29 protein-coding genes are annotated in these 24,727 nt (G+C 72.5%); 17 read left to right on the top strand and 12 right to left on the bottom strand.

The features are described from left to right. Positions 1-13 precede the first annotated feature (13 nt). The 4 genes from ACFZDI_RS26835 to ACFZDI_RS26820 all read right to left on the bottom strand — a co-directional run bounded on the left by ACFZDI_RS26835 (position 14) and on the right by ACFZDI_RS26820 (position 4,535). Positions 14-1,360: a PP2C family protein-serine/threonine phosphatase gene (locus ACFZDI_RS26835; RefSeq protein WP_234845582.1), complete on the bottom strand. Its 1,347-nt coding sequence runs from the start codon at positions 1,358-1,360 to the stop codon at positions 14-16. Positions 1,361-1,738: 378 nt separating this feature from the next. Next, positions 1,739-2,818 (bottom strand): NlpC/P60 family protein, encoded by a 1,080-nt coding sequence (locus tag ACFZDI_RS26830; protein WP_391253800.1) that lies wholly within the window; start codon positions 2,816-2,818, stop codon positions 1,739-1,741. Between the two features lie 196 nt (positions 2,819-3,014). Next, a complete protein-coding gene (locus ACFZDI_RS26825; RefSeq protein ID WP_234845584.1) occupies positions 3,015-3,833 on the bottom strand; it encodes a class I SAM-dependent methyltransferase in 819 nt (272 codons plus the stop codon). Positions 3,834-3,917: 84 nt separating this feature from the next. Beyond that, positions 3,918-4,535 (bottom strand): dihydrofolate reductase family protein, encoded by a 618-nt coding sequence (locus ACFZDI_RS26820; RefSeq protein ID WP_391253906.1) that lies wholly within the window; start codon positions 4,533-4,535, stop codon positions 3,918-3,920. Positions 4,536-4,593: 58 nt separating this feature from the next. Here ACFZDI_RS26820 and ACFZDI_RS26815 point away from each other — a divergent pair, with 58 nt between their 5' ends. The 3 genes from ACFZDI_RS26815 to ACFZDI_RS26805 all read left to right on the top strand — a co-directional run bounded on the left by ACFZDI_RS26815 (position 4,594) and on the right by ACFZDI_RS26805 (position 6,793). Continuing rightward, positions 4,594-4,839: a hypothetical protein gene (locus ACFZDI_RS26815; protein WP_391253798.1), complete on the top strand. Its 246-nt coding sequence runs from the start codon at positions 4,594-4,596 to the stop codon at positions 4,837-4,839. A gap of 114 nt (positions 4,840-4,953) precedes the next feature. Next, on the top strand, positions 4,954-6,291 hold the full coding sequence (gene mshA / locus ACFZDI_RS26810) for a D-inositol-3-phosphate glycosyltransferase (RefSeq protein ID WP_391253796.1): 1,338 nt from the start codon (positions 4,954-4,956) through the stop codon (positions 6,289-6,291). Further along, complete coding sequence (locus tag ACFZDI_RS26805) at positions 6,284-6,793, top strand: YbjN domain-containing protein (RefSeq protein WP_234845587.1); 510 nt, start codon at positions 6,284-6,286, stop codon at positions 6,791-6,793. Before mshA ends, ACFZDI_RS26805 begins: the two co-directional genes overlap by 8 nt. On the opposite strand, the gene ACFZDI_RS26800 is transcribed toward ACFZDI_RS26805, so the two are convergent. Next, complete coding sequence (locus tag ACFZDI_RS26800; protein ID WP_234845588.1) at positions 6,790-7,596, bottom strand: AraC family transcriptional regulator; 807 nt, start codon at positions 7,594-7,596, stop codon at positions 6,790-6,792. The genes ACFZDI_RS26805 and ACFZDI_RS26800 overlap by 4 nt on opposite strands. Positions 7,597-7,645: 49 nt before the next feature. Between ACFZDI_RS26800 and ACFZDI_RS26795 the strand changes: the two genes are divergently transcribed. Together ACFZDI_RS26795 and ACFZDI_RS26790 are read left to right on the top strand one after the other, a co-directional pair. Next, on the top strand, positions 7,646-8,071 hold the full coding sequence (locus ACFZDI_RS26795; RefSeq protein WP_234845589.1) for a DUF2000 domain-containing protein: 426 nt from the start codon (positions 7,646-7,648) through the stop codon (positions 8,069-8,071). Positions 8,072-8,180: 109 nt separating this feature from the next. Further along, positions 8,181-8,924 carry a hypothetical protein gene (locus tag ACFZDI_RS26790; protein ID WP_391253793.1) on the top strand — a complete coding sequence of 248 codons (744 nt, stop codon included), beginning with the start codon at positions 8,181-8,183 and terminating at the stop codon, positions 8,922-8,924. Positions 8,925-8,960: 36 nt separating this feature from the next. Here the strand turns inward: ACFZDI_RS26790 and ACFZDI_RS26785 are convergent, their stop codons facing one another. Then, positions 8,961-9,398 (bottom strand): nuclear transport factor 2 family protein, encoded by a 438-nt coding sequence (locus ACFZDI_RS26785; RefSeq protein ID WP_234845591.1) that lies wholly within the window; start codon positions 9,396-9,398, stop codon positions 8,961-8,963. Between the two features lie 125 nt (positions 9,399-9,523). Here ACFZDI_RS26785 and ACFZDI_RS26780 point away from each other — a divergent pair, with 125 nt between their 5' ends. Together ACFZDI_RS26780 and ACFZDI_RS26775 are read left to right on the top strand one after the other, a co-directional pair. Then, positions 9,524-9,859, top strand: coding sequence for a DUF6233 domain-containing protein (locus ACFZDI_RS26780; RefSeq protein ID WP_234845592.1), 336 nt, complete (start codon positions 9,524-9,526; stop codon positions 9,857-9,859). 71 nt (positions 9,860-9,930) lie between these two features. Then, complete coding sequence (locus ACFZDI_RS26775) at positions 9,931-10,470, top strand: GNAT family N-acetyltransferase (RefSeq protein WP_234845593.1); 540 nt, start codon at positions 9,931-9,933, stop codon at positions 10,468-10,470. A gap of 59 nt (positions 10,471-10,529) precedes the next feature. Here ACFZDI_RS26775 and ACFZDI_RS26770 read toward each other — a convergent pair whose 3' ends face one another. Continuing rightward, on the bottom strand, positions 10,530-11,798 hold the full coding sequence (locus ACFZDI_RS26770) for an MFS transporter (RefSeq protein WP_391253791.1): 1,269 nt from the start codon (positions 11,796-11,798) through the stop codon (positions 10,530-10,532). A 169-nt stretch (positions 11,799-11,967) separates the two neighbouring features. Between ACFZDI_RS26770 and ACFZDI_RS26765 the strand changes: the two genes are divergently transcribed. From ACFZDI_RS26765 to ACFZDI_RS26755, 3 genes are all read left to right on the top strand, one after another. After that, complete coding sequence (locus tag ACFZDI_RS26765) at positions 11,968-12,729, top strand: phosphoglyceromutase (RefSeq protein WP_234845595.1); 762 nt, start codon at positions 11,968-11,970, stop codon at positions 12,727-12,729. Positions 12,730-12,848: 119 nt separating this feature from the next. Beyond that, positions 12,849-12,998, top strand: a complete 150-nt coding sequence (locus tag ACFZDI_RS26760; RefSeq protein WP_391253909.1) for a hypothetical protein — start codon at positions 12,849-12,851, stop codon at positions 12,996-12,998. A gap of 99 nt (positions 12,999-13,097) precedes the next feature. Further along, entirely contained in the window at positions 13,098-14,633 is a 1,536-nt protein-coding gene (locus ACFZDI_RS26755) for a ricin-type beta-trefoil lectin domain protein (RefSeq protein WP_391253790.1), read from the top strand. Between the two features lie 96 nt (positions 14,634-14,729). Here the strand turns inward: ACFZDI_RS26755 and ACFZDI_RS26750 are convergent, their stop codons facing one another. Beyond that, on the bottom strand, positions 14,730-15,575 hold the full coding sequence (locus tag ACFZDI_RS26750) for a hypothetical protein (RefSeq protein ID WP_234846610.1): 846 nt from the start codon (positions 15,573-15,575) through the stop codon (positions 14,730-14,732). 358 nt (positions 15,576-15,933) lie between these two features. Between ACFZDI_RS26750 and ACFZDI_RS26745 the strand changes: the two genes are divergently transcribed. Beyond that, positions 15,934-16,341: a YciI family protein gene (locus tag ACFZDI_RS26745; RefSeq protein ID WP_234846609.1), complete on the top strand. Its 408-nt coding sequence runs from the start codon at positions 15,934-15,936 to the stop codon at positions 16,339-16,341. 8 nt (positions 16,342-16,349) lie between these two features. Next, on the top strand, positions 16,350-17,495 hold the full coding sequence (locus tag ACFZDI_RS26740; RefSeq protein WP_391253904.1) for a DUF6596 domain-containing protein: 1,146 nt from the start codon (positions 16,350-16,352) through the stop codon (positions 17,493-17,495). A gap of 53 nt (positions 17,496-17,548) precedes the next feature. Here ACFZDI_RS26740 and ACFZDI_RS26735 read toward each other — a convergent pair whose 3' ends face one another. The 3 genes from ACFZDI_RS26735 to phoU form a co-directional block, all read right to left on the bottom strand. Then, the gene (locus ACFZDI_RS26735; protein WP_234846613.1) at positions 17,549-17,800 is read right to left on the bottom strand and encodes an SCO4226 family nickel-binding protein; all 252 of its coding nucleotides are present in this window, start codon (positions 17,798-17,800) and stop codon (positions 17,549-17,551) included. A 153-nt stretch (positions 17,801-17,953) separates the two neighbouring features. Next, positions 17,954-18,109 (bottom strand): hypothetical protein, encoded by a 156-nt coding sequence (locus tag ACFZDI_RS26730; RefSeq protein ID WP_234846608.1) that lies wholly within the window; start codon positions 18,107-18,109, stop codon positions 17,954-17,956. A gap of 191 nt (positions 18,110-18,300) precedes the next feature. Beyond that, positions 18,301-19,002 (bottom strand): phosphate signaling complex protein PhoU, encoded by a 702-nt coding sequence (gene phoU, locus ACFZDI_RS26725; RefSeq protein ID WP_234846607.1) that lies wholly within the window; start codon positions 19,000-19,002, stop codon positions 18,301-18,303. A 245-nt stretch (positions 19,003-19,247) separates the two neighbouring features. Between phoU and ACFZDI_RS26720 the strand changes: the two genes are divergently transcribed. Together ACFZDI_RS26720 and ACFZDI_RS26715 are read left to right on the top strand one after the other, a co-directional pair. After that, positions 19,248-20,588 (top strand): ATP-binding protein, encoded by a 1,341-nt coding sequence (locus ACFZDI_RS26720; protein WP_391253787.1) that lies wholly within the window; start codon positions 19,248-19,250, stop codon positions 20,586-20,588. Continuing rightward, positions 20,585-21,265, top strand: a complete 681-nt coding sequence (locus tag ACFZDI_RS26715; RefSeq protein ID WP_030243122.1) for a response regulator transcription factor — start codon at positions 20,585-20,587, stop codon at positions 21,263-21,265. The genes ACFZDI_RS26720 and ACFZDI_RS26715 overlap by 4 nt, the downstream gene beginning before the upstream one ends. Before the next feature lie 72 nt (positions 21,266-21,337). Here ACFZDI_RS26715 and ACFZDI_RS26710 read toward each other — a convergent pair whose 3' ends face one another. Further along, positions 21,338-22,012, bottom strand: a complete 675-nt coding sequence (locus ACFZDI_RS26710) for a copper chaperone PCu(A)C (RefSeq protein ID WP_234846605.1) — start codon at positions 22,010-22,012, stop codon at positions 21,338-21,340. A gap of 582 nt (positions 22,013-22,594) precedes the next feature. Here ACFZDI_RS26710 and ACFZDI_RS26705 point away from each other — a divergent pair. The 3 genes from ACFZDI_RS26705 (at position 22,595) to ispF (ending at position 24,660) form a co-directional block, all read left to right on the top strand. Then, positions 22,595-23,077, top strand: a complete 483-nt coding sequence (locus ACFZDI_RS26705) for a CarD family transcriptional regulator (RefSeq protein ID WP_003953493.1) — start codon at positions 22,595-22,597, stop codon at positions 23,075-23,077. A 334-nt stretch (positions 23,078-23,411) separates the two neighbouring features. Further along, complete coding sequence (gene ispD / locus ACFZDI_RS26700; RefSeq protein ID WP_391253785.1) at positions 23,412-24,176, top strand: 2-C-methyl-D-erythritol 4-phosphate cytidylyltransferase; 765 nt, start codon at positions 23,412-23,414, stop codon at positions 24,174-24,176. Next, positions 24,166-24,660, top strand: a complete 495-nt coding sequence (gene ispF / locus ACFZDI_RS26695; RefSeq protein ID WP_104785887.1) for a 2-C-methyl-D-erythritol 2,4-cyclodiphosphate synthase — start codon at positions 24,166-24,168, stop codon at positions 24,658-24,660. The genes ispD and ispF overlap by 11 nt, the downstream gene beginning before the upstream one ends. Positions 24,661-24,727 lie beyond the last annotated feature (67 nt).

Below are 24,727 nucleotides of genomic sequence, written 5' to 3'. Positions count from 1 at the left end.
CACGGCCGGGAGGCTACGGCACCCGGTCCAGCAGCAGCACCGCCACGTCGTCCGTCAGCTCGCCACCGTTGAGGTCGCGCACCTCGTTCACCGCCGCCCGCAGCAGCTGCTCGCCGCGCAGGCCCTCGGCGAGCTGGCGGCGGATCATCTCCGTCATGCCGTCCTGCCCGAGCCGCTCCCGGCCCCGGCCGATGTGGCCCTCGATCAGACCGTCGGTGTAGAGCATCAGGCTCCACTCGGCGCCCAGCTCCACCTGCATGCGCGGCCAGCGGGCGCCGGGCAGCAGCCCGAGGGCCGGGCCGTTGTTGTCGTAGGGCAGCAGGCGGGCCGGTTTGCCCGGGCGGGCCAGCAGCGGTGACGGGTGACCGGCCAGGCACAGCCCGGCCCGGCGGCCGTCGGGCGCGATGTCCACCGTGCACAGGGTCGCGAAGATCTCGTCGTCGGCCCGCTCGTGCTCCAGCACCTGCTGGAGCGTGCCCAGCAGCTGGTCGCCGCACAGGCCCGCCAGGGTCAGCGCCCGCCACGCGATCCGCAGCTCCACCCCGAGCGCGGCCTCGTCCGGGCCGTGCCCGCAGACGTCGCCGATCATGGCGTGCACCGTGCCGTCCGGCGTGCGCACCACGTCGTAGAAGTCACCGCCGAGCAGCGCGCGCGAGCGGCCCGGGCGGTACCGGGCGGCGAAACGCAGCGATGAGCCCTCCAGCAGCGGTGTCGGCAGCAGACCGCGCTCCAGGCGGCGGTTCTCCTGCGCGCGCAGCCGGCCCTCGGCGAGCCTGCGCTCGGCCGACTCGGACCGCTTGCGCTCCACCGCGTAGCGGATCGCGCGGCTCAGCAGCCTGCTGTCCAGCTCGTCGCGGAAGAGGTAGTCCTGGGCGCCCACCCGCACCGCCTCGGCGCCGCGCTCGGCGTCACCGGACGCGGTCAGCGCCAGGACGGCGTGCCGGGGAGCGAGCTCCAGCACGTGCCGGAGCACGGCGAGCTCGTCCGCCGAGTCGCTGTGGCCCGGCGCGGGCAGCGCCAGGTCCAGCAGGATGCAGTGGACGTCGTCGGTCAGCAGCCGGCCGGCCTCCGTGAGGTTGCGGGCCGTGCGGACGCGGATCGGCTTGCCTGCCTGGTCGAGCATGTCCGGCACGATCGGCGAACCGGCCGGGTCGTCCTCGATCAGCAGCAGCGTCAGATTGGTGTGGGCGGTGTTGTTCTCCACCTTGTCCGTGGTGTTCCCGGCGGTGTCCGGCGTGCGGCCCGCGGGCGAGACGTCCTTCGCGGACTCCTCGGCCGAGCCGCCGCGCGGGGACGCGGCCTGCGCCTGACCACTCTCCGCGGCCGGGATCGCTCTCTGCCGCGGTATGGGTACGGGCATCGTCTTGGGTTCCTTCCCTCCCCCCGAGGGCACGGTGGGGCGAGGGACCTCGACCCACCGAGCGGGACCATAGCGGGTGTCGGCGCCGCAGTGGAATGGTGTGAGCCACGCCGCTGCGTCACCGGACGGCGTCATATGCCGCGATATGCCCCTCAGTTGGACAGCTCGGAGATGCTGCGGGGATGACGAACGTCACGTCAGCGCACGGCTCCCGCGCGAAAAGGGGTGCGGTGGGTCACGTGGGCCAGGTCACCGCGGGCGTCCGATATCCGGTGCGCCGTGGTCCTGCCGGCGTCTGCGCTCAGCGCATCGGGGTCGGAGCCGGCGTCCGCGCCGAGTGGCACGGAGTCCCGTGCCTCGTCCGGCGGACGTCCGCGCTCAGTTGGCGCCGGCGCCCGCGTCCGGCCGTACCACCCCGAGGATGGGCATCGTGCCGGCGCCGGCGATGGTCACGGTCCGTCCGGGGCGCGGCGCGTGCACGATCGCTCCGTCCCCGATGTACATGGCGACATGGCTGGCGTCTGCGAAGTAGATGATGAGGTCACCGGGGCGCATGTCCTGGATGTCGATGTGCCGCAGCCGCTTCCACTGCTCCTGCGAGGTGCGGGGGATGCCGCGCCCGGCGGATATCCAGGCCTGTGACGTCAGCCCCGAGCAGTCGTACGTCCTCGGCCCCTCGGCGCCCCACTGGTACGGCTTGCCGATCTGGGCCGTGGCGTACTTCACGGCCTTCTTGCCCTGCGCGGAGGCCTTGCCGTCGATCTCCTCCAGGATGCCGGAGTCGAGCCAGGCGGTCTGCGCCTTGTCCGCCGCTTCCTTCTCCAGCTCGGCGAGGCGCTCCTGCTCCTCCTTCTGCAGCTCGGACTCGAGCTTCTCCGCCTGCGCGATCTGCTTCTCGATCTTCTTCTGTGCGGCGGCCTTGGCCTTGCGGCCCGCCTCCAGCTTCTTCAGCTGCGCGGAGGCGTCCTTGGCGTACTGCTCCAAGTCCTCCTGGGTGCGGGTCAGTTCCCCGAGGAGGCCCTTGGTCGCGTGGTGGCCCTCGCGGACGCGGCCCGCGCCGTCGAGGAAGTCCTGCGGGTCGTCGCTCAGCACCAGGTGGGCCTCGGGCGGCAGTCCACCGCCGCGGTACTGGGCGGCGGCCGCGGCGCCCGCGCGGTCCTTGAGTTTCCTGAGCTCGTCCTGGCCCTTGACGATCTTCTTGGCCAGCGCGACGACTTCGGCGGACTGCTTGTCCGCCTTCTCGTCGGCGGCGTTGTACTCGTCGGTGGCGCGGCCGGCGGCGCGGTAGAGCCGGTCGAGCTTCTTGCGGACGGCCTCGAGGTCCTTGGCGGGTGCGACCGCGCCGGGGGTGGGGGAGGGCGTGGGGTTCGCGAACGCCGTGCCCGGTGCCGCCAGCACCGTGACCGCGCAGACCACGGCCACCGCCGTCGCGATCAGGCCACGCTTGCCCGTACCCATACCTCGGCCCCCAACTGATTAACCGTCAGTAACTTGCGGCTCGCCTGGGGATGCTGCCATGTCGGCCCGGAAAGCGACAGGGGGAGTACTTCCCGCCGCCCCCACGCCGGTATGCCCCCGGTGTGACGATCTCCCGGTCTGTGTGACGAACGACTCAAAGAGATCGTTCCAACGGCCCCTGTCCGGGCGGGAGGAATCATACGCCCGGGGCCAAAGCCGCCCAGCGCACCGTCACTTCGCCCTGTCGCCACCGCGCGGGCCCGTCCGACACCGGCCAGTCGGCCGCCAGGTCCCGTACCGCGCGGATCCAGCGTTGCCGGGCGCCGTAGGAGGCATAGGGGGCGGCGGCGGCCCAGGCGCGGTCGAAGTCGCGCAGGAAGGCGTGCACCGGCTCGCCCGGGACGTTGCGGTGGATGAGTGCCTTCGGCAGGCGTTCCGCCAGGTCGGAAGGGCGCTCCAGGGAGCCCAGCCGGGTGGCGAAGGTGACCGTGCGCGGTCCCTCCGGGCCGAGCGCGACCCACACGTGCCGGCGTCCGATCTCGTCGCAGGTCCCCTCGACCAGCAGTCCGCCGCGCGACCCGGCCGCCGGGTCCGCCGGTGCGAGGCGTGCGCACAGGCGCTGCCACACGGCCGCGACCTCGGCCTCGTCGTATTGCCGCAGCACGTTGGCCGCGCGGACGAGCAGGGGGCGCTGCGGGATCGGGATCTCGAAGCCGCCGTGCCGGAAGGCGAGCCCCGGCCGCTCGTAGGGCAGCGCCGCCGCGACCCGGGCCGGTTCGATCTCGACGCCCACCACGCGCGTGCGGGGGGCGACCGTGCGCAGGCGCTGGAGCAGCTCGACGGCCGTCCAGGGGGCGGCGCCGTATCCGAGGTCGACCGCGACCGGGTCGGCGGCGCGGCGCAGCTCGGCGCCGTGCGTGGCCGCGATCCAGCGGTCCATGCGGCGCAGCCGGTTGGGGTTGGTCGTGCCGCGCGTCACCGTGCCGAAGGGGCGGGTGGTCGCGCGGGGTGTCATGCGTACGAGGTTAAGCGGCCGCCGGCGCTGTCAGGGCGCGAGGTGCCGCCGACCAGTAGGCGGGGCGCCAGGAGGAGAGGGCCGCTACGCCCCGCCCCCGCTCCCGTACGTCCCGAACCGCGGCGCCCCCGACGACTCGAAGACGTGTACCGACAGGCCGCCCGGCGTCGTCCGGTGGTCGGTCAGCCGCAGGGCCGTGGGGGCACCGCCGTCCGGGAAGAGCCGCCGCCCCTGGCCGACCACGACCGGCGCGATCGCCAGCCGTAGCGTGTCGACCAGCCCGGCGGCCAGCAGGGACTGGGCGAGGCGGGCGCTGCCGTGGACCTGGAGCTCGCGGCCGGGCTGCCGCTTCAGCTCGGCGACCTGGGCGGGTACGTCGCCGGACAGGATCGTGGTCGGGTTCCATCCGGCCTCGGTCAGGGTGTGGGAGGCGACGTACTTCGGCAGGCTGTTCATGATCCCGGCGAGCGGATGGCCGGTCATCGCGGGCCAGTCCCGGGCGAAGCCCGTGTACGTCCGGCGGCCGAGCAGCAGTGCGTCCGCCTGCCCGAGCCAGCTGCCGACCAGCCGCTCGAACTCCTCGTCCAGATGCGGTACGAACCAGCCGCCCCGCTCGAAGCCGCCACTGGTGTCCTCGTCCGGGGCGCCCGGCCCCTGGGAGACACCGTCGAGCGACAGGAACTCCTGCACCACCAGCTTCATCACGCACCACGCTCTTCCCGCTCGCCACGTCACCTCACGTCTCTCGGACATGGTTGGGGTGCGCAAACCCGTCGGCGCGGCGACCCGCCGGGGATGCGCGCGCACGACCCTGCGCATCCCGGCCGGGGCCGCCGTACAGCTCGTCGCCGCCGTCGCCGTGCAGGACGTCGTCGCCCCGGCCGCCGTACAGCTCGTCGTGTCCGCCCCGGGGGAGTCGTCGACGGGAGTTCACCTGATGTTCGCGCTCCTGAAGGCGACGGACCCGCCCTCTCCATGTCTCGAACGGTTGAGCGATCAGCGGTAATGATTCGGTAAAACTCCCGAATCGGGAAATGGAGCACCTCCCTCCGGCGTTGCACCCCGTCGGAGGGCACCGTGCGCCCTGCGGAGGCATGCCCGGAGCGAGGAGGAACGCCACGTGAGCCAGTACATCGGCAGGCTCGGCAGGCGCTCCGCGTCGTCGCCGGCCCGCCTGCGGCTGCACCGCAGGCCCCGCCGCGTCGCCATGCTCTCCGTGCACACCTCGCCGCTCCACCAGCCCGGCACCGGCGACGCGGGCGGCATGAACGTCTACATCGTGGAACTGGCCCAGCGCCTCGCCGCACACGGCGTGGAGGTCGAGATCTTCACGCGCGCGACCGCCGCCGCGCTCTCGCCGACCGTCGAACTGGGCCCCGGCGTCCTCGTCCGGCACGTCGACGCCGGCCCCTACGAGGGCCTCAACAAGGAGGACCTCCCCGCCCAGCTGTGCGCCTTCACCCACGGCGTGATGCAGGCCTGGGCCCATCATCGCCCCGGCCACTACGACCTGGTCCACTCGCACTACTGGCTCTCCGGACACGTCGGCTGGCTCGCCGCCCAGCGCTGGGGCGTCCCCCTGGTGCACGCCATGCACACCATGGCCAAGGTCAAGAACGCCAACCTGGCCGACGGCGACACCCCCGAACCGGCCGCCCGCGTCATCGGCGAGACCCAGATCGTCGCCGCCGCCGACCGCCTCATCGCCAACACCACCGAAGAGGCCGACGAACTGGTGCGGCACTACACGGCCGAGCCCGACAAGGTCGCCGTCGTCCACCCCGGCGTGAACCTCAGCCGCTTCTCGCCCGCCGACGGCCGCGCCGCCGCCCGGGCCCGCCTCGGCCTGCCCCAGGACGCGCTGATCCCACTGTTCGCCGGCCGCATCCAGCCCCTGAAGGCCCCGGACGTCCTGCTGCGCGCCGTCGCCGTCCTCCTCGACCAGCGCCCCGAACTGCGTTCGCGCATCCTCGTGCCCGTCGTCGGCGGCCCCTCCGGCACCGGCCTCGCCAAGCCCGAGGGCCTTCAGAAGCTGGCCGCGCGCCTGGGCATCGCCGACGTCGTACGGTTCCGCCCGCCGGTCGGCCAGGAACAGCTGGCGGACTGGTTCCGCGCCGCCTCCGTTCTGGTCATGCCCTCCTACAGCGAGTCCTTCGGCCTGGTCGCCATAGAGGCGCAGGCGGCCGGCACCCCGGTCCTCGCGGCCTCGGTCGGCGGCCTGCCGGTCGCCGTGCGCGACGGGCACACCGGCTTCCTCGTCCGCGGCCACGACCCGGCCGACTACGCGCGCGTGCTGCGCGACTTCGCCGACGACCCGCACCTCGCGCCCCGGCTGGGCGACCAGGCCGCCCGCCACGCCCAGTCCTTCGGCTGGGACACGGCCGCCGCCGCCACGACGGACGTCTACACGGCCGCGATGCAGGCCCACCGGCGTCGCGTACGCTCGCTGCATGGGTGAAACCGATCAGGAACAGCGAGCGGCGCAGGTCATCGAGGGAGTGCTCAAGGACGCCGACCTGGAGTGGGAGAGCCCCGAACGCGGCACCTACGTCGCCCAGCTCCCGGGCACCCGCAAGCTCAAGACGACGATCTCCCTGATCGTCGGCCGGCACTCCCTGTCGCTCAACGCCTTCGTCATCCGCCACCCCGACGAGAACGAACAGGGCGTCCACCGCTGGCTCCTGGAGCGCAACCTCAAGCTCTACGGCGTGAGTTACGCCGTCGACCAGCACGGCGACGTCTACGTCACCGGCCGCCTCTCCCTGCCCTCCGTCACGCCCGACGAGCTGGACCGTCTGCTCGGCCAGGTCCTGGAGGCCTCCGACGGCGCCTTCAACACCCTGCTGGAGCTGGGCTTCGCCTCGGCGATCCGCAAGGAGTACGCGTGGCGAATCTCCCGGGGGGAGTCGACCCGCAACCTGGACGCGTTCGCCCACCTCACCCGGCGCCCGGAGCGCTAACCCGCCTTGTACCGCCCCGGCGGCACCCCCACGAGCCTGCGGAAGTGCCGGGTGAGATGTGACTGGTCGTAGAAGCCGGCCGCCACCGCCACCTCGCCCGGTGGGTGCCCCTCCAGGAGCAGCCGCCGGGCGCGCCCCACGCGCAGGGACGTCAGGTACTGGTGCGGGGCGATGCCGTAGGCCGCGGTGAACGCCCGGACGAGATGGGCGGGATGGGCGCCGAGCAGCCCGGCGGCCTCGCGCAGGACGACACCCTCGACGACCCGCTCGTCCAGCACCTCGCGCAGCCGCCGGGCGAGCACGGGATCGGCCGGCCGAGCGGCGGCGGACTCGCCCCGCAGATGCCCGCGCAACCGCTCCCCGACGAACAACAGCCTGCTCTCCGCCTCCAGTTCCTCGCCCGGCCGCCCCAGCGCGCCGTGCAACCGGCCCACCCGCCGGCGCAGCAGCGGATCGCGCAGATCGGGCCGGTCCACGGCCGCCCCGATGAACTCGTCGCCCAGGTACGTCCCGTCCAGGTACAGCACCCGCTTGCGGAACCCCTCGGCGCTGACGGGTGAGCCGTTGTGCGGCACGTGCGGCGGCAGCAGCGTCACGGTGTCCTGCGGGGTGCCGTGCTCGTGCCGGTCGAGGTCGTACCGCACGGCCCCGGTGTCGACGATCAGCAGCGTCCAGGCGTCGTGGACGTGCATCGGATACGCGTACTCGGTGAAACGCGCGTGGAAGACCTCGACGACACCCTCGACGGCGGGCCGCCAGGCGGAGACGGTCCGGGAGGACCGGGAGGCGGACTCGGAGGCCATGCAAAGAACGTACAAGACCCCGGCGGCGGCCGGCGGGCACGCTCGGACCATGAACACCGAACCGATCCGCTTCGACACGAAGATCGCCGTACTGCTGCGCGCGGACCTGGAGCCCTGGCAGCGCCTCAACGTGACATCGTTCCTGGTCAGCGGCCTCGGAACACAGGTGCCCGAGGTGATCGGCGAACCGTACGAGGACGCGGACGGCGTGCCCTACCTCCCCATGTTCCGCCAGCCCGTCATGGTCTTCGAGGCCACCAAGGAGGTCCTGGCCACCGCCCACGCCCGTGCCCTGTCCCGGGCCCTGCCCCGCGCGCTGTTCACCTCCGACCTCTTCGCCACGGGCAACGACCGTGACAACCGCGCCGCCGTGCGGGCCGTGCCGACGGCGGACCTGGACCTCGTGGGGCTCGCCGTGTACGGCCCGAGGAACGCGGTGGACAAGGTGGTGAAGGGCGCGCGGATGCACCCCTGAGCGGGGGCACGAAGGCGACCGAAGTCGCGGGCGCGTAGACCAACGGCTGACGACAGGGGACACGGCGCCTGAGGAGACTGGCCGCATGGAGGAAGCCAGGAACGTTCCCATGCGGAAGAGCCCCCGTGCGCAGGCGGGCGGGGCGACGGAACTCGCCGAATCGGCCTGGGCCGTCGTGCTCTTCTGCGTCGCCTGCGGTGCGGCGGCCGGCGCGCTGCTCCCGCTCCTCGCCCGCCTGCTGCTCGCCCTGCCGTGGGCGCCCCTCGAAGGCCCGGCCGAACTGCTGACCTCGGTTCCGGAGCCCGCCCTCACCCTCGGCACGATCGCTCTGGGGGCGCTCGGCGGACTGCTGCTCGGCTTCTGGGCGGTGCACGAGTCGCTGTCCGTCCGCGTAGCCGACACTCACGTGACGCTGGCCGTCAGGGACAGCTCCCAGGAGTTCACGCGCGAGGAGGTCTGCGCGTGCTTCCGGGACGGCAGGCAGCTCGTCCTGCTCGGCCCCGGCGGTCTGGAACTCGCGCGGGAGCAGTGCGGCCTGGACTGGCGGCGCCTCGCGGACGCCCTGACCGCACACGGGTACAGCTGGGAGGAACAGGATCCGCATCGCGCCGAGTTCCGCCGCTGGGTCCCCGGCACCCCCGGCCTGCCCGCGGGCGCGGACGCCCTGCTGCGGGCCCGCGCCCGGACCCGTGAGGACGAGCACGGCGCCGAGGCCCGGGAGCTGCGCGGGGAACTGCTGCGGCTGGGGGCGGTCGTGCGGGACGAGGACAAGCGGCAGTACGTCCGGGTCGTGCCGGGCGGCGGCAGCGGGTGGCCGGGGACGGCACGGCCATCGGGCGACGGCGACGTATGACCGGGCACGCCTGGCCCCGCTGACGCACGTGGTGGGTCAGGGCGTGCAGGCCGCGGCGATCGACACGCTGTTCTCGTACAGGTGGTGCCGGGTGATCCGCCCGCCGTCGACGGTGAGCCGCAGCGCGAAGGGCCCCGAGAAGGGCTTGCCGGTCGCCCGGACGGTCCCGGAGAGGTGCCCCATGAGCACGGCGTCCGTCCCGTCGACGAGGAAGGTGTCGACGGACGCGCGGGCGTCCTCGGGGACGGTGTACCGGGCCAGGTCGTCGGCCTGCGCCGCGCACTCGGCGGCGGTGGAACGGGGCCGGATCCAGGGCACGACGGGGTTCTCGGCGAGTATCCAGTCGACGGTGTCGGCGAAGAGGGCCGTGAGCCCTTCGGTGTCACCGGCGAGCCGGAGTTCGAGGAACTTCCGGACGGTGGAGCGGGTGACTTCGGATGCGTCGACGGTGTCGGCGATTCCGGCGGTTCTCATGGTCCCAGCTTGCCCGAGCCGCCCGGGGGAGTCGATCACCTCGGAGGTGGTTCGGGAGATCCACCCATGAGCAGGGACGAAGGGCGGGGTGGGCTCGGGGGCGACCTGCTCCTAGAATCGAACGTATGAACGATCCAGAGTCGCGGCTCGCGCTGCTCCGCTTCCTGGAGCGCGTGCAGGTGCGCGACCTGGCCCGCACCCGCCGGTGGATCGCGGACGAGGAACGCCGCCAGGCCGAACACCGGCGCGGCCTCCAGGCCCGCCCGCCCGCGCCGGACTGGCTGATCGAACGCGGCCTGTCCGGGCGCGAAGCCGTGTACGTCCACGTCGGCGGCTGCTGGACCGCGGGCCGACGCAGCAAGGGCGTCGACCGTGACCATGCCCGGCGAGCCCTCGCGGAAGGGGTCAAGCCCTGCCCGCAGTGCCGACCGGACACGGAACTGGGCTTCGTGGACGGGTAGGGCGGCGGTGGCCGGGGGGAGAGAGGAGGAGAGGGGGTGTCGGCGGGATGGTCCTGGATCATGATCCTGGTATGCCAGTGAACGATTCCCCCGGCGGGGGGCCGACCGTCACCCGGCTCTCCCGCTACACGAAGACGGAACAGGACGAGATCCTCGGCACCGGCGACGACCCGTTCGGTGTGGCCGACACCGGTCTGACCTGGCTTCCCAAGGACGAACACTTCGGCGTCCGGCTCGATGGCCGGCTGGTGGCACACGCCGGTCTGCTACGGCTGCCGATCACGGTCGACGGCGTGGAGACGGAGGTCATGGGCGTGGGCGGAGTGGCCGTGGCGCCCGGCGTACGGGGCAGGGGCCTGGCCCGGCTCGTCCTCGCGGCGGCCCTCGACCACGCTCGCACCCAGGGCCCCCGGCACGCGCTGCTGTTCTGCCGACCACCCCTCGTGCCGCTGTACGAGCGCCTCGGATGGCGGCCGCTTGACACGGACGTACGCGTCGAACAGCCCGGCTCGCGCGTGGTGACCATGCCGCTGCGCACGATGGTGACGCCCCTGCGCGACGACGCGCGCTGGCCCGCCGGGCCGGTGCGGCTGCGCTCGCTGCCGATGTAAGGGACGTTCCGCCGCGCATCCCGGCCCGGGCCGCCGCGCCGACCCGGGTGCGCTGCGCCTCACCCCGCGCCGACCTCCGGCTGCGGCCGCACCCCCGCCGACGGCTCGACCACCTTCTCCTCGCCGGGCATGCGCCGCATCAGCAGGGCGTATCCCGCCCCGGCCACGGTCCCCACCACCGCGCACAGCCCCCACAGCCACTCCGCCCCGAACCGGTCGATGACGAACCCGGAGAGCAGCGGGGCGACGAGGCCGGCCACCGACCAGGACATCGTGTACATGCCCTGGTAGCGCCCGCGTCCGTGCACCGGCGACAGCCGTACGACCAGACTGGTCTGCGTCGGCGCGTTGACGATCTCGGCCAGCGTCCACACGCACACCGTGAGCGCGATGAGCCCCAGGGACCCCGCGAAGGCGGTGAGGGCGAAGCCGTACCCGGCGAGGACGGACGAGACGACCAGCAGCCGACGGGGATCGCGGTGCTCGATGAAGCGGGTGACGGGGATCTGGAGCACGACGATCAGCACACCGTTGACGGCGATGGCCATGCCGTACTCGGCCGGGGTGAAGCCGGCCTCGCCCATGGCCACCGGCAGCCCCACCGAACCCTGCTGGAAGATGAGCGCGACGAGGAAGGACAGCCCGACGACGCTCATGAACCGTCCGTCGCGCAGCACGGTGCGCAGGCTCACCAAGTCGTCCTGGGCGCCCGCCGGCACCACCCGCCCGGCCGGCTTGGACTCCGGCAGCCGCAGGAAGACGAGGATCGCGCAGGCCATCGTCATCCCCGCCTCGATCAGGAACCCGGCGCGGTAGCTGACCTCGGCGATGAAACCGGCGGCCATGGAGGAGACGGCGAAGCCGAGGTTGATGGCCCAGTAGTTGAGGGAGAAGGCGCGGATACGGTCCTCGGGCCGGACGATGTCGGCCATCATCGCCTGCACGGCGGGCCGCGAGGCGTTGCTGGCCATGCCGACGAGGAAGGCGACACCGGCGATCGCGACCGGGTCGTGCACGAAGCCCAGCAGTGCCACGAACACGGCGGTGGAGGACTGCGCGATCAGCAGGGTCGGCCGTCGGCCCAGCCGGTCGGTCATCACCCCGCCGCCCAGCGAGGAGACCACGCCGCCGAGCCCGTGCAGGGCGGCGACCAGACCGGCGTAGGAGGCGGAGTAGCCGCGGTCGAGGGTCAGGTACAGGGCCATGAAGGTGGCGACGAAGGCGCCGAGCCGGTTGACGAGGGTGCTGGTCCACAGCCACCAGAACTCCCGGGGGAGACCGGAGACCGTCTCCCGGACGGCTTGTCGGGCACGCAGGGCGTACGGCATGGATCCCCCGGGGCAGCAAGGCGTGAGTGGTGTGTGTAAGCAGCGCTGAAGGCATGAGCACGTTACGAGCCGTCGGTTGACGGGGGCCACTCAATTAACAGATCCCGTCAAACGTCCGCCTGCCGGGCAGCCACGCGAACGGGCGAAAGCGTGGATTACGCTCTGGGGCATGGCCGACGCACCGTACAAGCTGATCCTCCTCCGCCACGGCGAGAGCGAGTGGAACGCGAAGAACCTGTTCACCGGCTGGGTGGACGTGAACCTCAACGAGAAGGGCGAGAAGGAGGCAGTCCGCGGTGGCGAGCTCCTGAAGGACGCCGATCTTCTCCCCGACGTGGTCCACACGTCCCTCCAGAAGCGGGCGATCCGCACGGCCCAGCTGGCCCTGGAGGCCGCGGACCGCCACTGGATCCCGGTCCACCGCAGCTGGCGCCTCAACGAGCGCCACTACGGTGCTCTCCAGGGCAAGGACAAGGCCCAGACGCTCGCCGAGTTCGGCGAGGAGCAGTTCATGCTGTGGCGCCGGTCCTACGACACCCCGCCCCCGCCGCTGGACGTCGACGCCGAGTACTCCCAGTTCCACGACCCGCGCTACGCGACCCTCCCGCCGGAGCTGCGGCCGCGCACGGAGTGCCTGAAGGACGTCGTCGTCCGCATGCTCCCGTACTGGTTCGACGCGATCGTCCCCGACCTCCTGACCGGCCGTACGGTCCTGGTCGCGGCCCACGGCAACTCGCTGCGCGCCCTGGTCAAGCACCTCGACGGCATCTCCGACGCGGACATCGCGGGCCTCAACATCCCCACGGGCATCCCGCTCTCCTACGAACTCGACGCCGACTTCAAGCCCCTGAACCCGGGCGGCACCTACCTCGACCCCGAGGCGGCGGCAGCGGCGATCGAGGCGGTCAAGAACCAGGGCAAGAAGAAGTAAGTCCGCACGAACAAGCCCCCCACCTGCTGTTTCATGGCAGATGAGGGGCTTGTCGGCATCCTGGGGCCGCCTGTGGGCCGTCAGAAGGCTGCGGGCCGGTGCGGGGGCGGGCAGTTGCCGTGAGGAACTCGGCAATCTCCCAGATGCACGTCTCCCGGCTGCTGTCGCGCACGCGGGTGCGGTTGCGCACGGGGCTGACGGTGGAGGAATGCGCCTTTTCGGAGGCCCGCTTCCCGGTGACCGAAGCCCTGTTCAGTTACCTCAGGTAACTCCCTTTTCCGAAAGGGCCGCCTCCGCCACCATGTGGGCACCCCAAACTGGCCGGTACGTCAGGACAGGGGAAGGGTGGCGGGCTAGGAGGGGCGAGGATGGCTCAGGGCGGCGACACTGCCGGGGACGCGGGCCGCGGGCCGTACGGCGAGGCGTCGGACGCGCGGCTGACCGTACTGCTGCGCGGCGACACCGCCACCGCCTACGCGGCGCTGCGGGAGCTCCACCGACGGCACCGCCCGGCGGCCCTCGGCTACGCCCGGCTGTGCACCGCGGGCGAGTCGGCGGCCCGGCGGCTGGTGGCCGAGACCTTCACGGCGGCGGCCCGCGAGACGGCACACGGTGTGGAACCCCGCGTCCCGCTCCGCCACCACCTCCTGCTGCTGACCGCCCGGCTGGCCGCGTCCTGGGCCCGCGACGACCGCTCCGCGGGCCTGGACCCCGGCCTGCTGCTGGTCCTGAACACCGCCGGCACCCCGGGGGGCCCGCTGCCGCCCCTGCTGGCCGCGTTCCACGCCCTGCCCTCCCGCACCCAGGGCCTCCTCTGGTACGCCGTCGTGGACGAGGAACCCGAGGGCCGCACGGCCGCCTTCCTCGACCTCGCCCCCCAAGACGTGGTGTACGGCACGACGCAGGCCCTCCAGGCGATGTCCCAGGCCTGTCTCAGGTCGCGCCTGGCCGCCTCCGACGACCCGCGCTGCGCGGACTTCCGCCGCCTGATCGAGGAGTCGACGCGGGCGCACGCCCCCCGCCACAGTGCCGACCTGCACGCGCACATGGCGCAATGCCCGCATTGCACGGCCGCACACGAGGAGCTGACGACCCTGCGGGACACCCCGCGCGCGGCCCTGGCGGAGGGCTTGCTGCCCTGGTCCGGTTCGGCATACACGACCCGGCGAGGCGCCGAGCCTCGGGTCGTCGCCGGCGGCACGGGGTCGCGGCGCCCTCCGTCCCGCCGTCTACTGCTGGCCTCCGCGGCCTTCGGCGTGGGCCTGGTCCCCCTGGCGATCCTCATGCTGCCCTCGGGCGGCTCCGCGGACCACCGCTCAGCGGGCGCCGGCGGCACGCCCATGACCGCGCCGCCGGTCACGGTCACGGCGACGGTGTCCGCGACGCCGTCGCCGTCCCGGACCTCCAGGTCCCCGTCTCCCACGCGGAGCCCGAGCCCGACGACACGGCCCTCGAGCCGCAGCCCCCGCCCGTCCCCGTCCCCCTCCCCCACGGCCCACGCCCCGAACGGCAGGTACGCCCAGGTCGTGAACGCCGCCTCGGGCCGGTGCCTGCAGGTGTCCGGCGGCTTCGACAACGGCACCGACGTCGTCACCGCGCCCTGCACCGCCGCCCCCACCCAGCGCTGGCGCGTCGACACCGATCGCGGTGTGGTGCAGTCGTCCGCGGACCCCGGCTTCTGCCTGGACAGCCGCGGCTCCGTCGACAGGGGTCTAGGCATCTGGGACTGCGACTCGGTCGACGGCGACCACGGCGAGAACCTGCGCTTCACGGTCGACGCCGACGGGGTCATCCGCCCGGCGATCGCCATCGAGACGGCGGTCACTCCGGACGAGGGCGGCGGGCTGTCACTGGAGCCGCTGACCGGGGGCACGGCTCAGCAGTGGCGGGCGGGGGCGGAATGACCCGCCCCTCCTGACGCCGTCGTACGACGTGGCGGAAACCCGCGTACCCGTACTGGATCGCCGCCGTCAGGACTTGCGGTCGCCCCGACCCACCGTTCAAGGACGTTCGCCGAACTGCAGAAGGCCGCCCATGGAGAAGCACGCCGCGCCGAGGAGGGTGCCCCAGTTGGCGATGTCCGCGTTGGCCGGGTCGGCGGTGGCCGGGCGGGTGTAGGCGGCGAGTGCGGAGACCATGAAGAGGACGGAGCCGAACTGGTTCACGGCGACGATCGACCAGCCGAGGTCGCGCCGACGCAGACACGGGCCCCGGCCGTGGCAGATCTCGACGAAGGCGAGGTGGCCGGAGATCAGGAACAACAGGCAGCCGATCACGTCCGGTACCCAGATCAGCCGGTTGATCTGCTGGACGCTCAGCCCCTGGAGGAAGGAGTCCAGCAGGTTGATGCCGAACACCAGCGTGCCGGCGAACAGGACGAACGCGCTCAGCCAGTCCACCCGCGTCGGCTCGTAGCTCCACCAGCGCCAGCCGCTCGTGACCAGGCGCCCGGCGCCCCCGGGGACGTGCCGGGGCGCGTTGACGACCTGGAGCAGCGAGACGTAGCCGCCGGTGTTGAAGAACAGGCCGCCGGCGAAGTAGATCGAGGCACAGGTGGTGGCGTCGCCGGAGCCGAACTGGGCGACACCCGCGCCGAGTGCGAAGAGCGCGCCGCCGATGACGAAGGAGGTCGCGGCGATGGCGTTGAGTCTGCGCAGCCGGCCGAGCGCGAGATCGTCGGCCCGGGTGTGCCGGCCCGCCGGGGCGCCGACCGGGCGGACCGCGATGATGCCGCGCCGCCGGGCGAGCCGTGACTCCCACACGGCGGTGCCGCCGCCGGGGACGTGCCAGGTGAGCCGGGTGGTGAACGGTCCGGCGCCCTCGGCGCGCTGCTCGGTGGACGTCACGCGGACCGGGTGCCGCGCGTGCGCTGCGTGCAGTGGCACCCGGCCGGAACGGCGGGCGGGAGGGCGGCGATGCGACTCGGGTCGGTGTTCCGTCCGGAGTCGCTCCGTGCGTCGCTCATGGCATGTCCCGGGTGACTGGGCGCAGGGGGCACGCGCATCGGGCGCCCCTCGAACAGGCATCGACTCTGCCAGAGCGGATCACGCGTCGCGGTCATTTCGCGAGCGTTTTGTCCCCGTCCGCGTACCACGACGTGGACGGCGGAAAAAACTTCGGCGGTGATGTCGAGAACCCGCGTCCGGCTCCGTCCCCGGGGTGAAAGCGGCCAAGATGGCCGCACCGGCACCGAGGAGAATCACCATGGCGAAGTACCTGCTGCTGAAGCACTACCGAGGCGCCCCGTCGGCCGTCAACGACGTACCGATGGACCAGTGGACGCCGGAGGAGATCTCGGCCCACATGCAGTACATGCACGACTTCGCGGCGCGGCTGGAGAAGACCGGCGAGTTCGTCGACGGGCAGGCGCTCGCCCCCGAGGGGGCGTGGGTCCGGTACGACGGGGAAGGGCGTCCGCCGGTCACGGACGGGCCGTTCGCCGAGACCAAGGATCTCATCGCCGGCTGGATGATCATCGACGTCGACGGCTACGACCGTGCCGTCGAGCTGGCCGGGGAACTGTCTGCCGCCCCCGGCGCGGGCGGCAAGCCGATCCACGAGTGGCTGGAGGTGCGCCCGTTCCTGACCGCCCCGCCCACCATCACGGAGTGACCCCACCGATGGACGAGGCCCTCATCAGAAGCCTCACCCCGAGTGTGCTCACGGTCCTCGTCCGCCGCGGAGCCGACTTCGCGGCGGCCGAGGACGCCGTGCAGGACGCGCTGGTCGAGGCGTTCCGCGTCTGGCCGGCCGAGCCCCCGCGGGACGCGAAGGGATGGCTGGTCACCGTGGCCTGGCGAAAGTTCCTCGACCAGGCCCGCGCGGACAGCGCCCGCCGCAGGCGGGAGGACCTCGTCGAGGAGGAGCCGGCGCCCGGGCCCGCGTCCGACGTGGACGACACCCTCCAGCTGTACTTCCTGTGCGCCCACCCCTCCCTGACACCGTCGTCGGCGGTCGCGCTCACGCTGCGCGCCGTCGGCGGGCTCACCACCCGGCAGATCGCCCGGGCCTACCTGGTGCCGGAGGCGACGATGGCGCAGCGCATCAGCCGCGCCAAGCGCACCGTCTCCGGCGTACGGCTCGACCAGCCCGGTGACGTGGCGACGGTGCTGCGCGTCCTCTATCTGGTCTGCAACGAGGGCTACTCGGGCGACGTCGACCTCGCCGCCGAGGCCATCCGGCTCACCCGGCAGCTCGCGGCCGCCATCGACCACCCCGAGGTGTCGGGGCTGCTCGCGCTGATGCTGCTCCACCACGCCCGGCGCGCCGGGCGTACCGCGCCCGACGGCAGTCTGGTGCCGCTCGCCGAGCAGGACCGCGGCCGGTGGGACACCCGGCTGATCGCCGAGGGCGTCGGCATCCTCCAGGCGGCCCTCGCCCGCGACCGGCTGGGCGAGTTCCAGGCCCAGGCCGCCATCGCGGCGCTGCACGCGGACGCGCCCACCGCCGAGGAGACCGACTGGGTGCAGATCGTGGAGTGGTACGACGAACTCGCCGGTCTCACCGACAGCCCGGTGGTCCGGCTCAACCGCGCGGTGGCCGTGGGCGAGGCCGACGGACCGCGCGCCGGTCTCGCGGCGCTCGCCGAGGTGGACGACGCGCTGCCCCGCCGTGACGCGGTGGCGGCCTACCTCCACGAACGCGACGGCGACCCGGAGACGGCGGCCCGTCTGTACGCCGAGGCGGCCCGCAAAGCTCCCAACCTCCCCGAACGCGACTATCTGACCCGCCAGGCGGCCCGTCTCAACGCCGGCCGGCGCCGCTGACGGGCCGCGCGCGACGGGTCACCGGCCTGACGACCCGGGACCCGTTCCGCCGGTCACCGCACCATCAAGGGCACGGGGTGCACCTCGTCCGCCTTGTGCCCGGCGCGCTCGTGAATGCGCTGGACCGCTTCGGCCGAGGGTGCCTCGGAGAGGCAGTAGACGTGGCCGGACTCCGGGTCCGCCCAGGCCATCTCGAAGTGGACCTGCTCGTCCTTCTCGATCGCGAGGTCCGCGTTGTGGGCTTCACGCAACTGCTCTTCCGTGATGCCCTTCATGCCGCGATGGACGTCCATGTACTTGGGCATGCCGCGCGCCTCCTTCCCGGCACGGTGCTCGTCCGCGCCGCCTTGCCTACCTCTCATGCTCCGCCCGTACGGCCACCCGGGCGACCGCACGCCGAGGGGCCCCGGCGACACGGCCGGGGCCCCTCGGGTCGTACGGTCGGCGAAGTGTCGGCGTCAGCCGCACTGGCAGGGGCTGCCCGACTGGCACCCGCAGCCGCAGCCCGAGCCGCAGCCGCACGCGGCGATCAGGGGCAGGCTCCTGATCTCGGCGGGCTGCTCGGTCTCACGCTGCCGGGCGGGGTCGGGCGCCGTGCTGGGGGATTCGGCCATGGGTCCCTCCTCGAGGCTGGTGCCTGTACCCATTGGACGCCCGTCCGGCTGGGCGCATCAACGGCGCATTGAGGCGCCCACGCGCCCCGACCGTCCCCGACCCGTCTGCGGGTCACGCCCCGGACGGCCCCCGGGGGTCCCGCCCCCGGGCCGGGCCCGTCTAGGGGTTCTCCGCCTCCCGGCCGGGCCCGTCAGGCGCTCTCCGCCCCCGACACCGCCTGGATGTCCGGCTGCATGTCCGCCTGGAGCTCGTCCGCGTGCTCACCCGTCACCAGGTACACCACGCGCTTGGCGACCGACACCGCGTGGTCGGCGAACCGCTCGTAGTAGCGGCCGAGGAGCGTGACGTCCACGGCCGTCTCGATGCCGTGCTTCCAGCGGTCGTCCATCAGGTGCTGGAAGAGGGTGCGGTGCAGCAGGTCCATCTCGTCGTCGTCCTGCTCCAGCTGGAGCGCCAGGTCGACGTCCTTGGTGATGATCACCTCGGCGGCCTTCGCCATCAGGCGCTGCGCGAGCTGGCCCATCTCCAGGATCGTGGCGTGCAGGTCGCTCGGGACGGCGCGGTCGGGGTAGCGCAGGCGCGCGAGCTTCGCCACGTGCTGGGCGAGGTCGCCCGAGCGCTCCAGGTCGGCCGACATGCGCAGCGACGTGACGACGATGCGCAGGTCCGTCGCCACCGGCTGCTGGCGCGCCAGCAGGGCTATGGCCCTCGCCTCCAGCTCGTGCTGGAGTTCGTCGACCCGCTGGTCGGCCTCGATCACGTTCTCGGCCAGCTTCAGGTCGGAGTCGAGCATGGCGGTCGTGGCGCGCCCGATCGCCGACCCGACCAGCCGGGCCATCTCCACCAGACCGTCGCCGATCGAGTCCAGTTCCTCGTGGTACGCGTCCCGCATCAGGCTTCCCTCTCGTGCGTTTCAGTCGGGGGTCCAAGGGCCGGGGCCCACCGGACAACCGGCGGTACGACCGTCGTACGACCGGTGGTCCGAACCCCACGCTCCCACGTTCCGCCCCGTACGCGTCCGTTTCCGTCATCCCAAATGAACCAATACTGGCTCCAAGGTGAACTCTGGGCGACGAGTGTTCGAGCTCGCAGCCCGACGGCTGTGGAGGGTGCCCGAGCCATGCCTAACCTGGGTGCATGGACGTGAACGCGGCGGTCGCCGCAGCGGCAGCGATCGCCGGGGTGCTCACCGGCGTCATCGCCATGCTCGCGTTCCGCTGGAGTGAGCGCGAGCAGAAGCGCCCCACCCGTAGCTCCCTGCACACCGACGCGGTGCTCCCGCCCGGCGTGGACACGGTCCTGTCGGTCCTCCGGTCGTCCGCCGTCGTCCTCGACGAGGCCGACGCCGTGGTCAAGGCCAGCTCGGCGGCGTACGCCCTCGGCCTGGTCCGCGGTGGCAAGCTCGCCGTCGAGCCGATGCTGCAGATGGCCCGGGACACCCGGCGGGACGGCGAGATACGCCAGGTCGAGCTGGACCTGCCCCGGCGCGGCACCGGACGCGGAGAGGCCCTGGCCGTCTCCGCGCGGGTCGCGCCGCTCGGCTCCCGGCTGGTGCTGCTGCTGGTGGAGGACCTGACCGAGGCCCGCCGCATCGAGGCGGTCCGGCGCGACTTCGTCGCCAACGTGAGCCATGAGCTGAAGACGCCGGTCGGCGCCCTCTCGCTGCTCTCCGAGGCCGTGATGGACGCCTCCGAGGACCCCGAGGCCGTGGAGCGGTTCGCCGGGCGCATGCAGATCGAGGCCACCCGGCTCACCAGCCTGGTGCAGGAGCTCATCGACCTCTCGCGCGTGCAGAACGACGACCCGCTGGAGGACGCCGAGCCGGTCCGCGTCGACGAACTCGTCGCCGAGGCCATCGACCGCTGCCGGCACCAGGCCGGGGCCAAGCAGATCACCATGGCCTCGAATGTATGGGCGCCCGAAGGGCCCGATCAGGGTGGTGGCGGGCGTCGGGCGGGCGGCACCGCCGACCTGCGCGTGTGGGGAAACCGCGGCCAGCTCGCCGCCGCCCTCGGCAACCTCGTCGAGAACGCGGTCAACTACTCGCCCGCCCGCACCCGCGTCGGCATCGCGGCCCGCAGCGTCAGCGCCGCCAGCGGGGACCACATCGAGATCGCCGTCACCGACCAGGGCATCGGCATCTCCGACAAGGACAAGGAGCGCATCTTCGAGCGCTTCTACCGCGTCGATCCCGCCCGCTCCCGCGCCACCGGCGGCACGGGGCTGGGGCTGGCCATCGTCAAGCACGTGGCCGCCTCGCACGGCGGGGAGGTCACGGTGTGGAGTGCCGAAGGCCAGGGCTCCACCTTCACCCTGCGCCTGCCGGAGGCCGGTGCGGCCCGCGGCGCACGTCAGCAGCCCGCCCGAGAGACACGCGCAGGAGGCGCGGGCCTCGACGAGGAGGCCGGGCGGTCCACCCCCACATCCCCCGAATCAGACGCGTACGAAACGCTTCCCGCCCCGGAGGTCCTTCCGTGACCCGAGTGCTCGTCGTCGAGGACGAGGAGTCCTTCTCCGACGCCCTGTCGTACATGCTCCGCAAGGAGGGCTTCGAGGTCGCCGTCGCGACCACCGGGCCCGACGGACTCGACGAGTTCGAGCGCAACGGCGCCGACCTCGTCCTCCTCGACCTGATGCTGCCCGGCCTGCCGGGCACCGAGGTGTGCCGCCAGCTGCGCGGCCGGTCCAACGTCCCCGTCATCATGGTGACCGCCAAGGACAGTGAGATCGACAAGGTCGTCGGGCTGGAGATAGGAGCTGACGACTACGTCACCAAGCCGTTCTCCTCGCGCGAGCTGGTCGCGCGGATCCGTGCCGTGCTGCGCCGCCGCGGCGAGCCCGAAGAGGTCACCCCGGCGGCCCTGGAGGCCGGCCCGGTCCGCATGGACGTCGACCGGCACGTGGTCACCGTCGGCGGCACCAAGATCGATCTGCCGCTGAAGGAGTTCGACCTGCTGGAGATGCTGCTGCGCAACGCCGGCCGGGTGCTGACCCGCATGCAGCTCATCGACCGCGTCTGGGGCGCCGACTACGTCGGTGACACCAAGACCCTCGACGTCCACGTCAAGCGGCTGCGCGCCAAGATCGAGCCGGACCCGGGCGCTCCGCGCTACCTGGTGACGGTCCGCGGTCTCGGCTACAAGTTCGAGCCGTAGGCCGGCGGGCGGCGACGGCGGCACGAAGGGCGGGCCCCCTCCTCGGAGGGGGCCCGCCCTTGTCGCGTCTGCTCAGTGACCGGCGCTCGCGCTCGCCGAGGCCGCGTCGGTCGGCGTGCCGGACGCGTTGTGGCCGCCCTCACCGGCCGCGGGGCTCTCCGGCGCGCCCGACTCGCCCTCGGCGGGGGAACCGGACGGCGAACCCGACGGGGACGACGAGGCGCCCGGCGCCGGGACCTCGGTGGGGCCCCACTCCTTGAAGTAGTGCTCGGCGGGCACGACGAACGCCTGCAGGCTCACGGCACCCGTCTTGCTGAAGGTGAAGGTGATCTTCTGGGCGTTGCCGTCCTGCACGGCCTCACGGCTGCTCGGCAGCATCGCCGTGGCGTTGTCCTTGCCGCCCAGGATCAGCGAGCCACCGGCCGGGATGCTGAGGCTGCCGCCCTTGGCGGGCTTGAGCTCGGCGGTCTTGCCGGTGCCGGGCAGCGTGATGGACTCCAGCGTCTCGGCGCTGCGGCCCGAGTTGAAGAGGGTGGCGGAGATCGCGGCCGGGCCGGTCGACTCGAGGTCGGGCTGCGTGATCACGATCGCGTTCTGGACCTTGATGTCGCCGACGCTCGTCGCTGCGTTGTCCGGCTTGATCTCCAGCGTCTGGGCGTCGTTGCCGGCGCCGCACGCGGCGAGCGAGGCGATCGAGAACGCGGTGACGACGGCGGCGAGGGCACCGCGTCGAAGGCTGCTGCTCACGGCGGCGGCAACTCCTTGACTCGAGCGGAGCGGCCGATAAAGCCGCCCTAAGTGTCTGTCAGCGGGCCTTAGGTTACCGAGCCGCCCTCGTCCGGCCGCACCCGACCCCCCGGCACCGCCGATCCCACCTGAGTCTCCTGTGACTCCCGCGTCACATTGGCGTGGTCGTCGTCCGGCATTCACATAAGAGACCCGCGCGGCACCGCAAATGTTCCGTGGAGGAATGCGCGGACCGCCTCGGAATTGATCACCGGCGGCTCGTCGGAGGGCCCTGTGATCAATTCCGGATTCGACGTGAACCCGGCGCGGACCGCCGAACGGAGTAGCGGAAGTCGATCATACGGAACCGGACATATGGGGATGTTCGGCCTTCCGGAGGATGCTCCGGATGCGTGTAACGTACGCGTTTCACTCGCCCCGAAGAGCCGCTCCCACCTGCGAATACCTTCTTCCGATCCCTGTCCGAAGCACGTTCCTGTCGGAGTTGTCAAGCCCCGAGATATGCCCTGACCTGCGAAAACGCCATTCAGTACCCGCAGTTTCCGTGTTACCCTGGATAGCCACGGAAGGGGTACCTGTCACATGACGTTCAAGGTTGGCGACACCGTGGTCTATCCCCATCACGGGGCCGCGCTGATCGAGGCCATCGAAACTCGCCAGATCAAAGGCGTGGACAAGACCTACTTGGTGCTGAAGGTCGCCCAGGGCGACCTGACGGTACGTGTGCCAGCGGACAATGCGGAGTTCGTCGGCGTGCGTGATGTGGTCGGTCAGGACGGGCTGGACCGGGTCTTCGAGGTGCTGCGCGCACCCTACGCCGAGGAGCCCACGAACTGGTCCCGTCGATACAAGGCAAACCTGGAGAAGCTCGCCTCGGGCGATGTCATCAAGGTCGCGGAAGTGGTGCGTGACCTGTGGCGTCGTGAGCGCGAGCGCGGACTCTCCGCCGGTGAGAAGCGCATGCTCGCCAAGGCCCGCCAGATTCTGGTGAGCGAGCTCGCCCTCGCGGAGAACACCAACGAGGACAAGGCCGAAGCCCTGCTCGACGAGGTGCTCGCCTCCTGAGGCGAAACCCGTCGCACAGCGCTCTGCGCTTGCCGAAGCCGCTGATCAAGGCTGCTGGTCGAGGCTGATCGGCCGAGCGCGCGCCTGCACATCGAAATGCCGCGGTGCCCGATGACGAATGACTTGTCGCCGGGCGCTGCGGCATGTTCGTACTCCGAAGCCGATGCGCCGTCACTCCGAGATGTGTTATCACTCACGCCCCGGTGTTCAGGGGTGCCGGGCCCGGGCAGCCGGCTCGACCAGCGTCACGGAAGGGTCCGGTCGAGCGCGTCGCGCCCGGCACTCCTCCAGGCCATACCCACGCCGGGCCAGCACACAAACCTGACAGGAACTGATGTCTGACGATTCGCGTCCCTCGCCGCCCGCCGGCCCCTCCGCGGCCCGTACGGCGGCCGTGATCCCCGCCGCCGGCCGCGGTGTCCGGCTGGGCCCGGGCGCCCCCAAGGCGCTCCGCGCGCTCGGCGGTACCCCCATGCTCATCCACGCCGTCCGCGCGATGGCCGCCTCCCGCGCCGTCGGCACGGTCGTCGTCGTGGCCCCGCCCGACGGCGCCGCCGAGGTCCGCTCGCTGCTCGACGCGCACGCCCTGCCCGAACGCACGGACTTCCTCGTCGTCCCGGGCGGGCAGACCCGCCAGGAGTCCGTGAAGCTCGGCCTCGACGCGCTGCCGCCCGGCCACGACATCGTGCTCGTCCACGACGCGGCCCGGCCGCTGGTGCCGGTGGACACCGTCGACGCCGTGATCGAGGCCGTACGGGACGGCGCCCCGGCCGTGGTGCCGGCCCTGCCGCTCGCCGACACCGTCAAGCAGGTCGAGCCCGCCGGCACCCCCGGCGAGCCGGAGCCGGTCGTCGCCACGCCGGAGCGCGCCCTGCTGAGGGCCGTGCAGACCCCGCAGGGCTTCGACCGGAACACCCTGGTCAGGGCGCACGAGACGGTGACCGGCGAGGTCACCGACGACGCCGGCATGGTCGAACAGCTCGGCCTCACCGTGGTGGCCGTCCCCGGCCACGAGGAGGCCTTCAAGGTGACCCGTCCCCTGGACCTGGTCCTCGCGGAGGCGGTCCTGGCCCGCAGGAGGCTCAACGATGGCTTCTGACCAGCCCGTACTGCCCCAGGTCGGCATCGGAACCGACATCCACGCCTTCGAGGAGGGCCGCGAGCTGTGGTGCGCCGGCCTGAAGTGGGAGGACGCGGGCCCGGGCCTGGCCGGGCACTCCGACGCGGACGTCGTCGCCCACGCCGCCTGCAACGCCCTCTTCTCCGCCGCCGGCCTCGGCGACCTCGGGCAGCACTTCGGCACCGGCCGCCCCGAGTGGTCCGGCGCCTCCGGGGTCACGCTCCTGACGGAGGCCGCGCGCATCGTGCGCGAGGCCGGATTCCGCATCGGCAACATCGCCGTACAGGTGGTGGGCCCTCGCCCGAAGATCGGCAAGCGCCGGGACGAGGCCCAGAAGCTGCTGTCGGAGGCGGCCGGAGCGCCCGTGTCGGTGTCGGGCGCGACCACGGACGGGCTCGGCTTCCCCGGCCGGGAGGAAGGACTGATGGCGGTGGCCACGGCCCTGGTGGTGCGCGCCGGCTGAGGGCGGGCGCCGGGCCTTCCCGTTGCCTGTGTCACGAATGTGTGCGTCCCGTGGTGAAGGTCCTGAG

The organism is Streptomyces sp. NPDC007907 (assembly GCF_042959365.1).
GTDB lineage: Bacteria > Actinomycetota > Actinomycetes > Streptomycetales > Streptomycetaceae > Streptomyces > Streptomyces indiaensis.
Note: the sequence above shows the minus strand (reverse complement) of the source record. Positions and strands in the feature narration are given on the sequence as shown.

Excerpts from the sequence above, each read along its gene's own strand:
- ACFZDI_RS26835 (WP_234845582.1), bottom strand. The coding sequence starts at position 1,360 with ATGCCCGTACCCATACCGCGGCAGAGAGCGATCCCGGCCGCGGAGAGT.
- ACFZDI_RS26830 (WP_391253800.1), bottom strand. The coding sequence starts at position 2,818 with ATGGGTACGGGCAAGCGTGGCCTGATCGCGACGGCGGTGGCCGTGGTC.
- ACFZDI_RS26825 (WP_234845584.1), bottom strand. The coding sequence starts at position 3,833 with ATGACACCCCGCGCGACCACCCGCCCCTTCGGCACGGTGACGCGCGGC.
- ACFZDI_RS26820 (WP_391253906.1), bottom strand. The coding sequence starts at position 4,535 with ATGAAGCTGGTGGTGCAGGAGTTCCTGTCGCTCGACGGTGTCTCCCAG.
- ACFZDI_RS26805 (WP_234845587.1), top strand. The coding sequence starts at position 6,284 with ATGGGTGAAACCGATCAGGAACAGCGAGCGGCGCAGGTCATCGAGGGA.
- ACFZDI_RS26800 (WP_234845588.1), bottom strand. The coding sequence starts at position 7,596 with ATGGCCTCCGAGTCCGCCTCCCGGTCCTCCCGGACCGTCTCCGCCTGG.
- ACFZDI_RS26795 (WP_234845589.1), top strand. The coding sequence starts at position 7,646 with ATGAACACCGAACCGATCCGCTTCGACACGAAGATCGCCGTACTGCTG.
- ACFZDI_RS26790 (WP_391253793.1), top strand. The coding sequence starts at position 8,181 with ATGCGGAAGAGCCCCCGTGCGCAGGCGGGCGGGGCGACGGAACTCGCC.
- ACFZDI_RS26785 (WP_234845591.1), bottom strand. The coding sequence starts at position 9,398 with ATGAGAACCGCCGGAATCGCCGACACCGTCGACGCATCCGAAGTCACC.
- ACFZDI_RS26780 (WP_234845592.1), top strand. The coding sequence starts at position 9,524 with ATGAACGATCCAGAGTCGCGGCTCGCGCTGCTCCGCTTCCTGGAGCGC.
- ACFZDI_RS26775 (WP_234845593.1), top strand. The coding sequence starts at position 9,931 with ATGCCAGTGAACGATTCCCCCGGCGGGGGGCCGACCGTCACCCGGCTC.
- ACFZDI_RS26770 (WP_391253791.1), bottom strand. The coding sequence starts at position 11,798 with ATGCCGTACGCCCTGCGTGCCCGACAAGCCGTCCGGGAGACGGTCTCC.
- ACFZDI_RS26765 (WP_234845595.1), top strand. The coding sequence starts at position 11,968 with ATGGCCGACGCACCGTACAAGCTGATCCTCCTCCGCCACGGCGAGAGC.
- ACFZDI_RS26755 (WP_391253790.1), top strand. The coding sequence starts at position 13,098 with ATGGCTCAGGGCGGCGACACTGCCGGGGACGCGGGCCGCGGGCCGTAC.
- ACFZDI_RS26745 (WP_234846609.1), top strand. The coding sequence starts at position 15,934 with ATGGCGAAGTACCTGCTGCTGAAGCACTACCGAGGCGCCCCGTCGGCC.
- ACFZDI_RS26740 (WP_391253904.1), top strand. The coding sequence starts at position 16,350 with ATGGACGAGGCCCTCATCAGAAGCCTCACCCCGAGTGTGCTCACGGTC.
- ACFZDI_RS26735 (WP_234846613.1), bottom strand. The coding sequence starts at position 17,800 with ATGCCCAAGTACATGGACGTCCATCGCGGCATGAAGGGCATCACGGAA.
- ACFZDI_RS26730 (WP_234846608.1), bottom strand. The coding sequence starts at position 18,109 with ATGGCCGAATCCCCCAGCACGGCGCCCGACCCCGCCCGGCAGCGTGAG.
- phoU (WP_234846607.1), bottom strand. The coding sequence starts at position 19,002 with ATGCGGGACGCGTACCACGAGGAACTGGACTCGATCGGCGACGGTCTG.
- ACFZDI_RS26720 (WP_391253787.1), top strand. The coding sequence starts at position 19,248 with ATGGACGTGAACGCGGCGGTCGCCGCAGCGGCAGCGATCGCCGGGGTG.
- ACFZDI_RS26705 (WP_003953493.1), top strand. The coding sequence starts at position 22,595 with ATGACGTTCAAGGTTGGCGACACCGTGGTCTATCCCCATCACGGGGCC.
- ispD (WP_391253785.1), top strand. The coding sequence starts at position 23,412 with ATGTCTGACGATTCGCGTCCCTCGCCGCCCGCCGGCCCCTCCGCGGCC.
- ispF (WP_104785887.1), top strand. The coding sequence starts at position 24,166 with ATGGCTTCTGACCAGCCCGTACTGCCCCAGGTCGGCATCGGAACCGAC.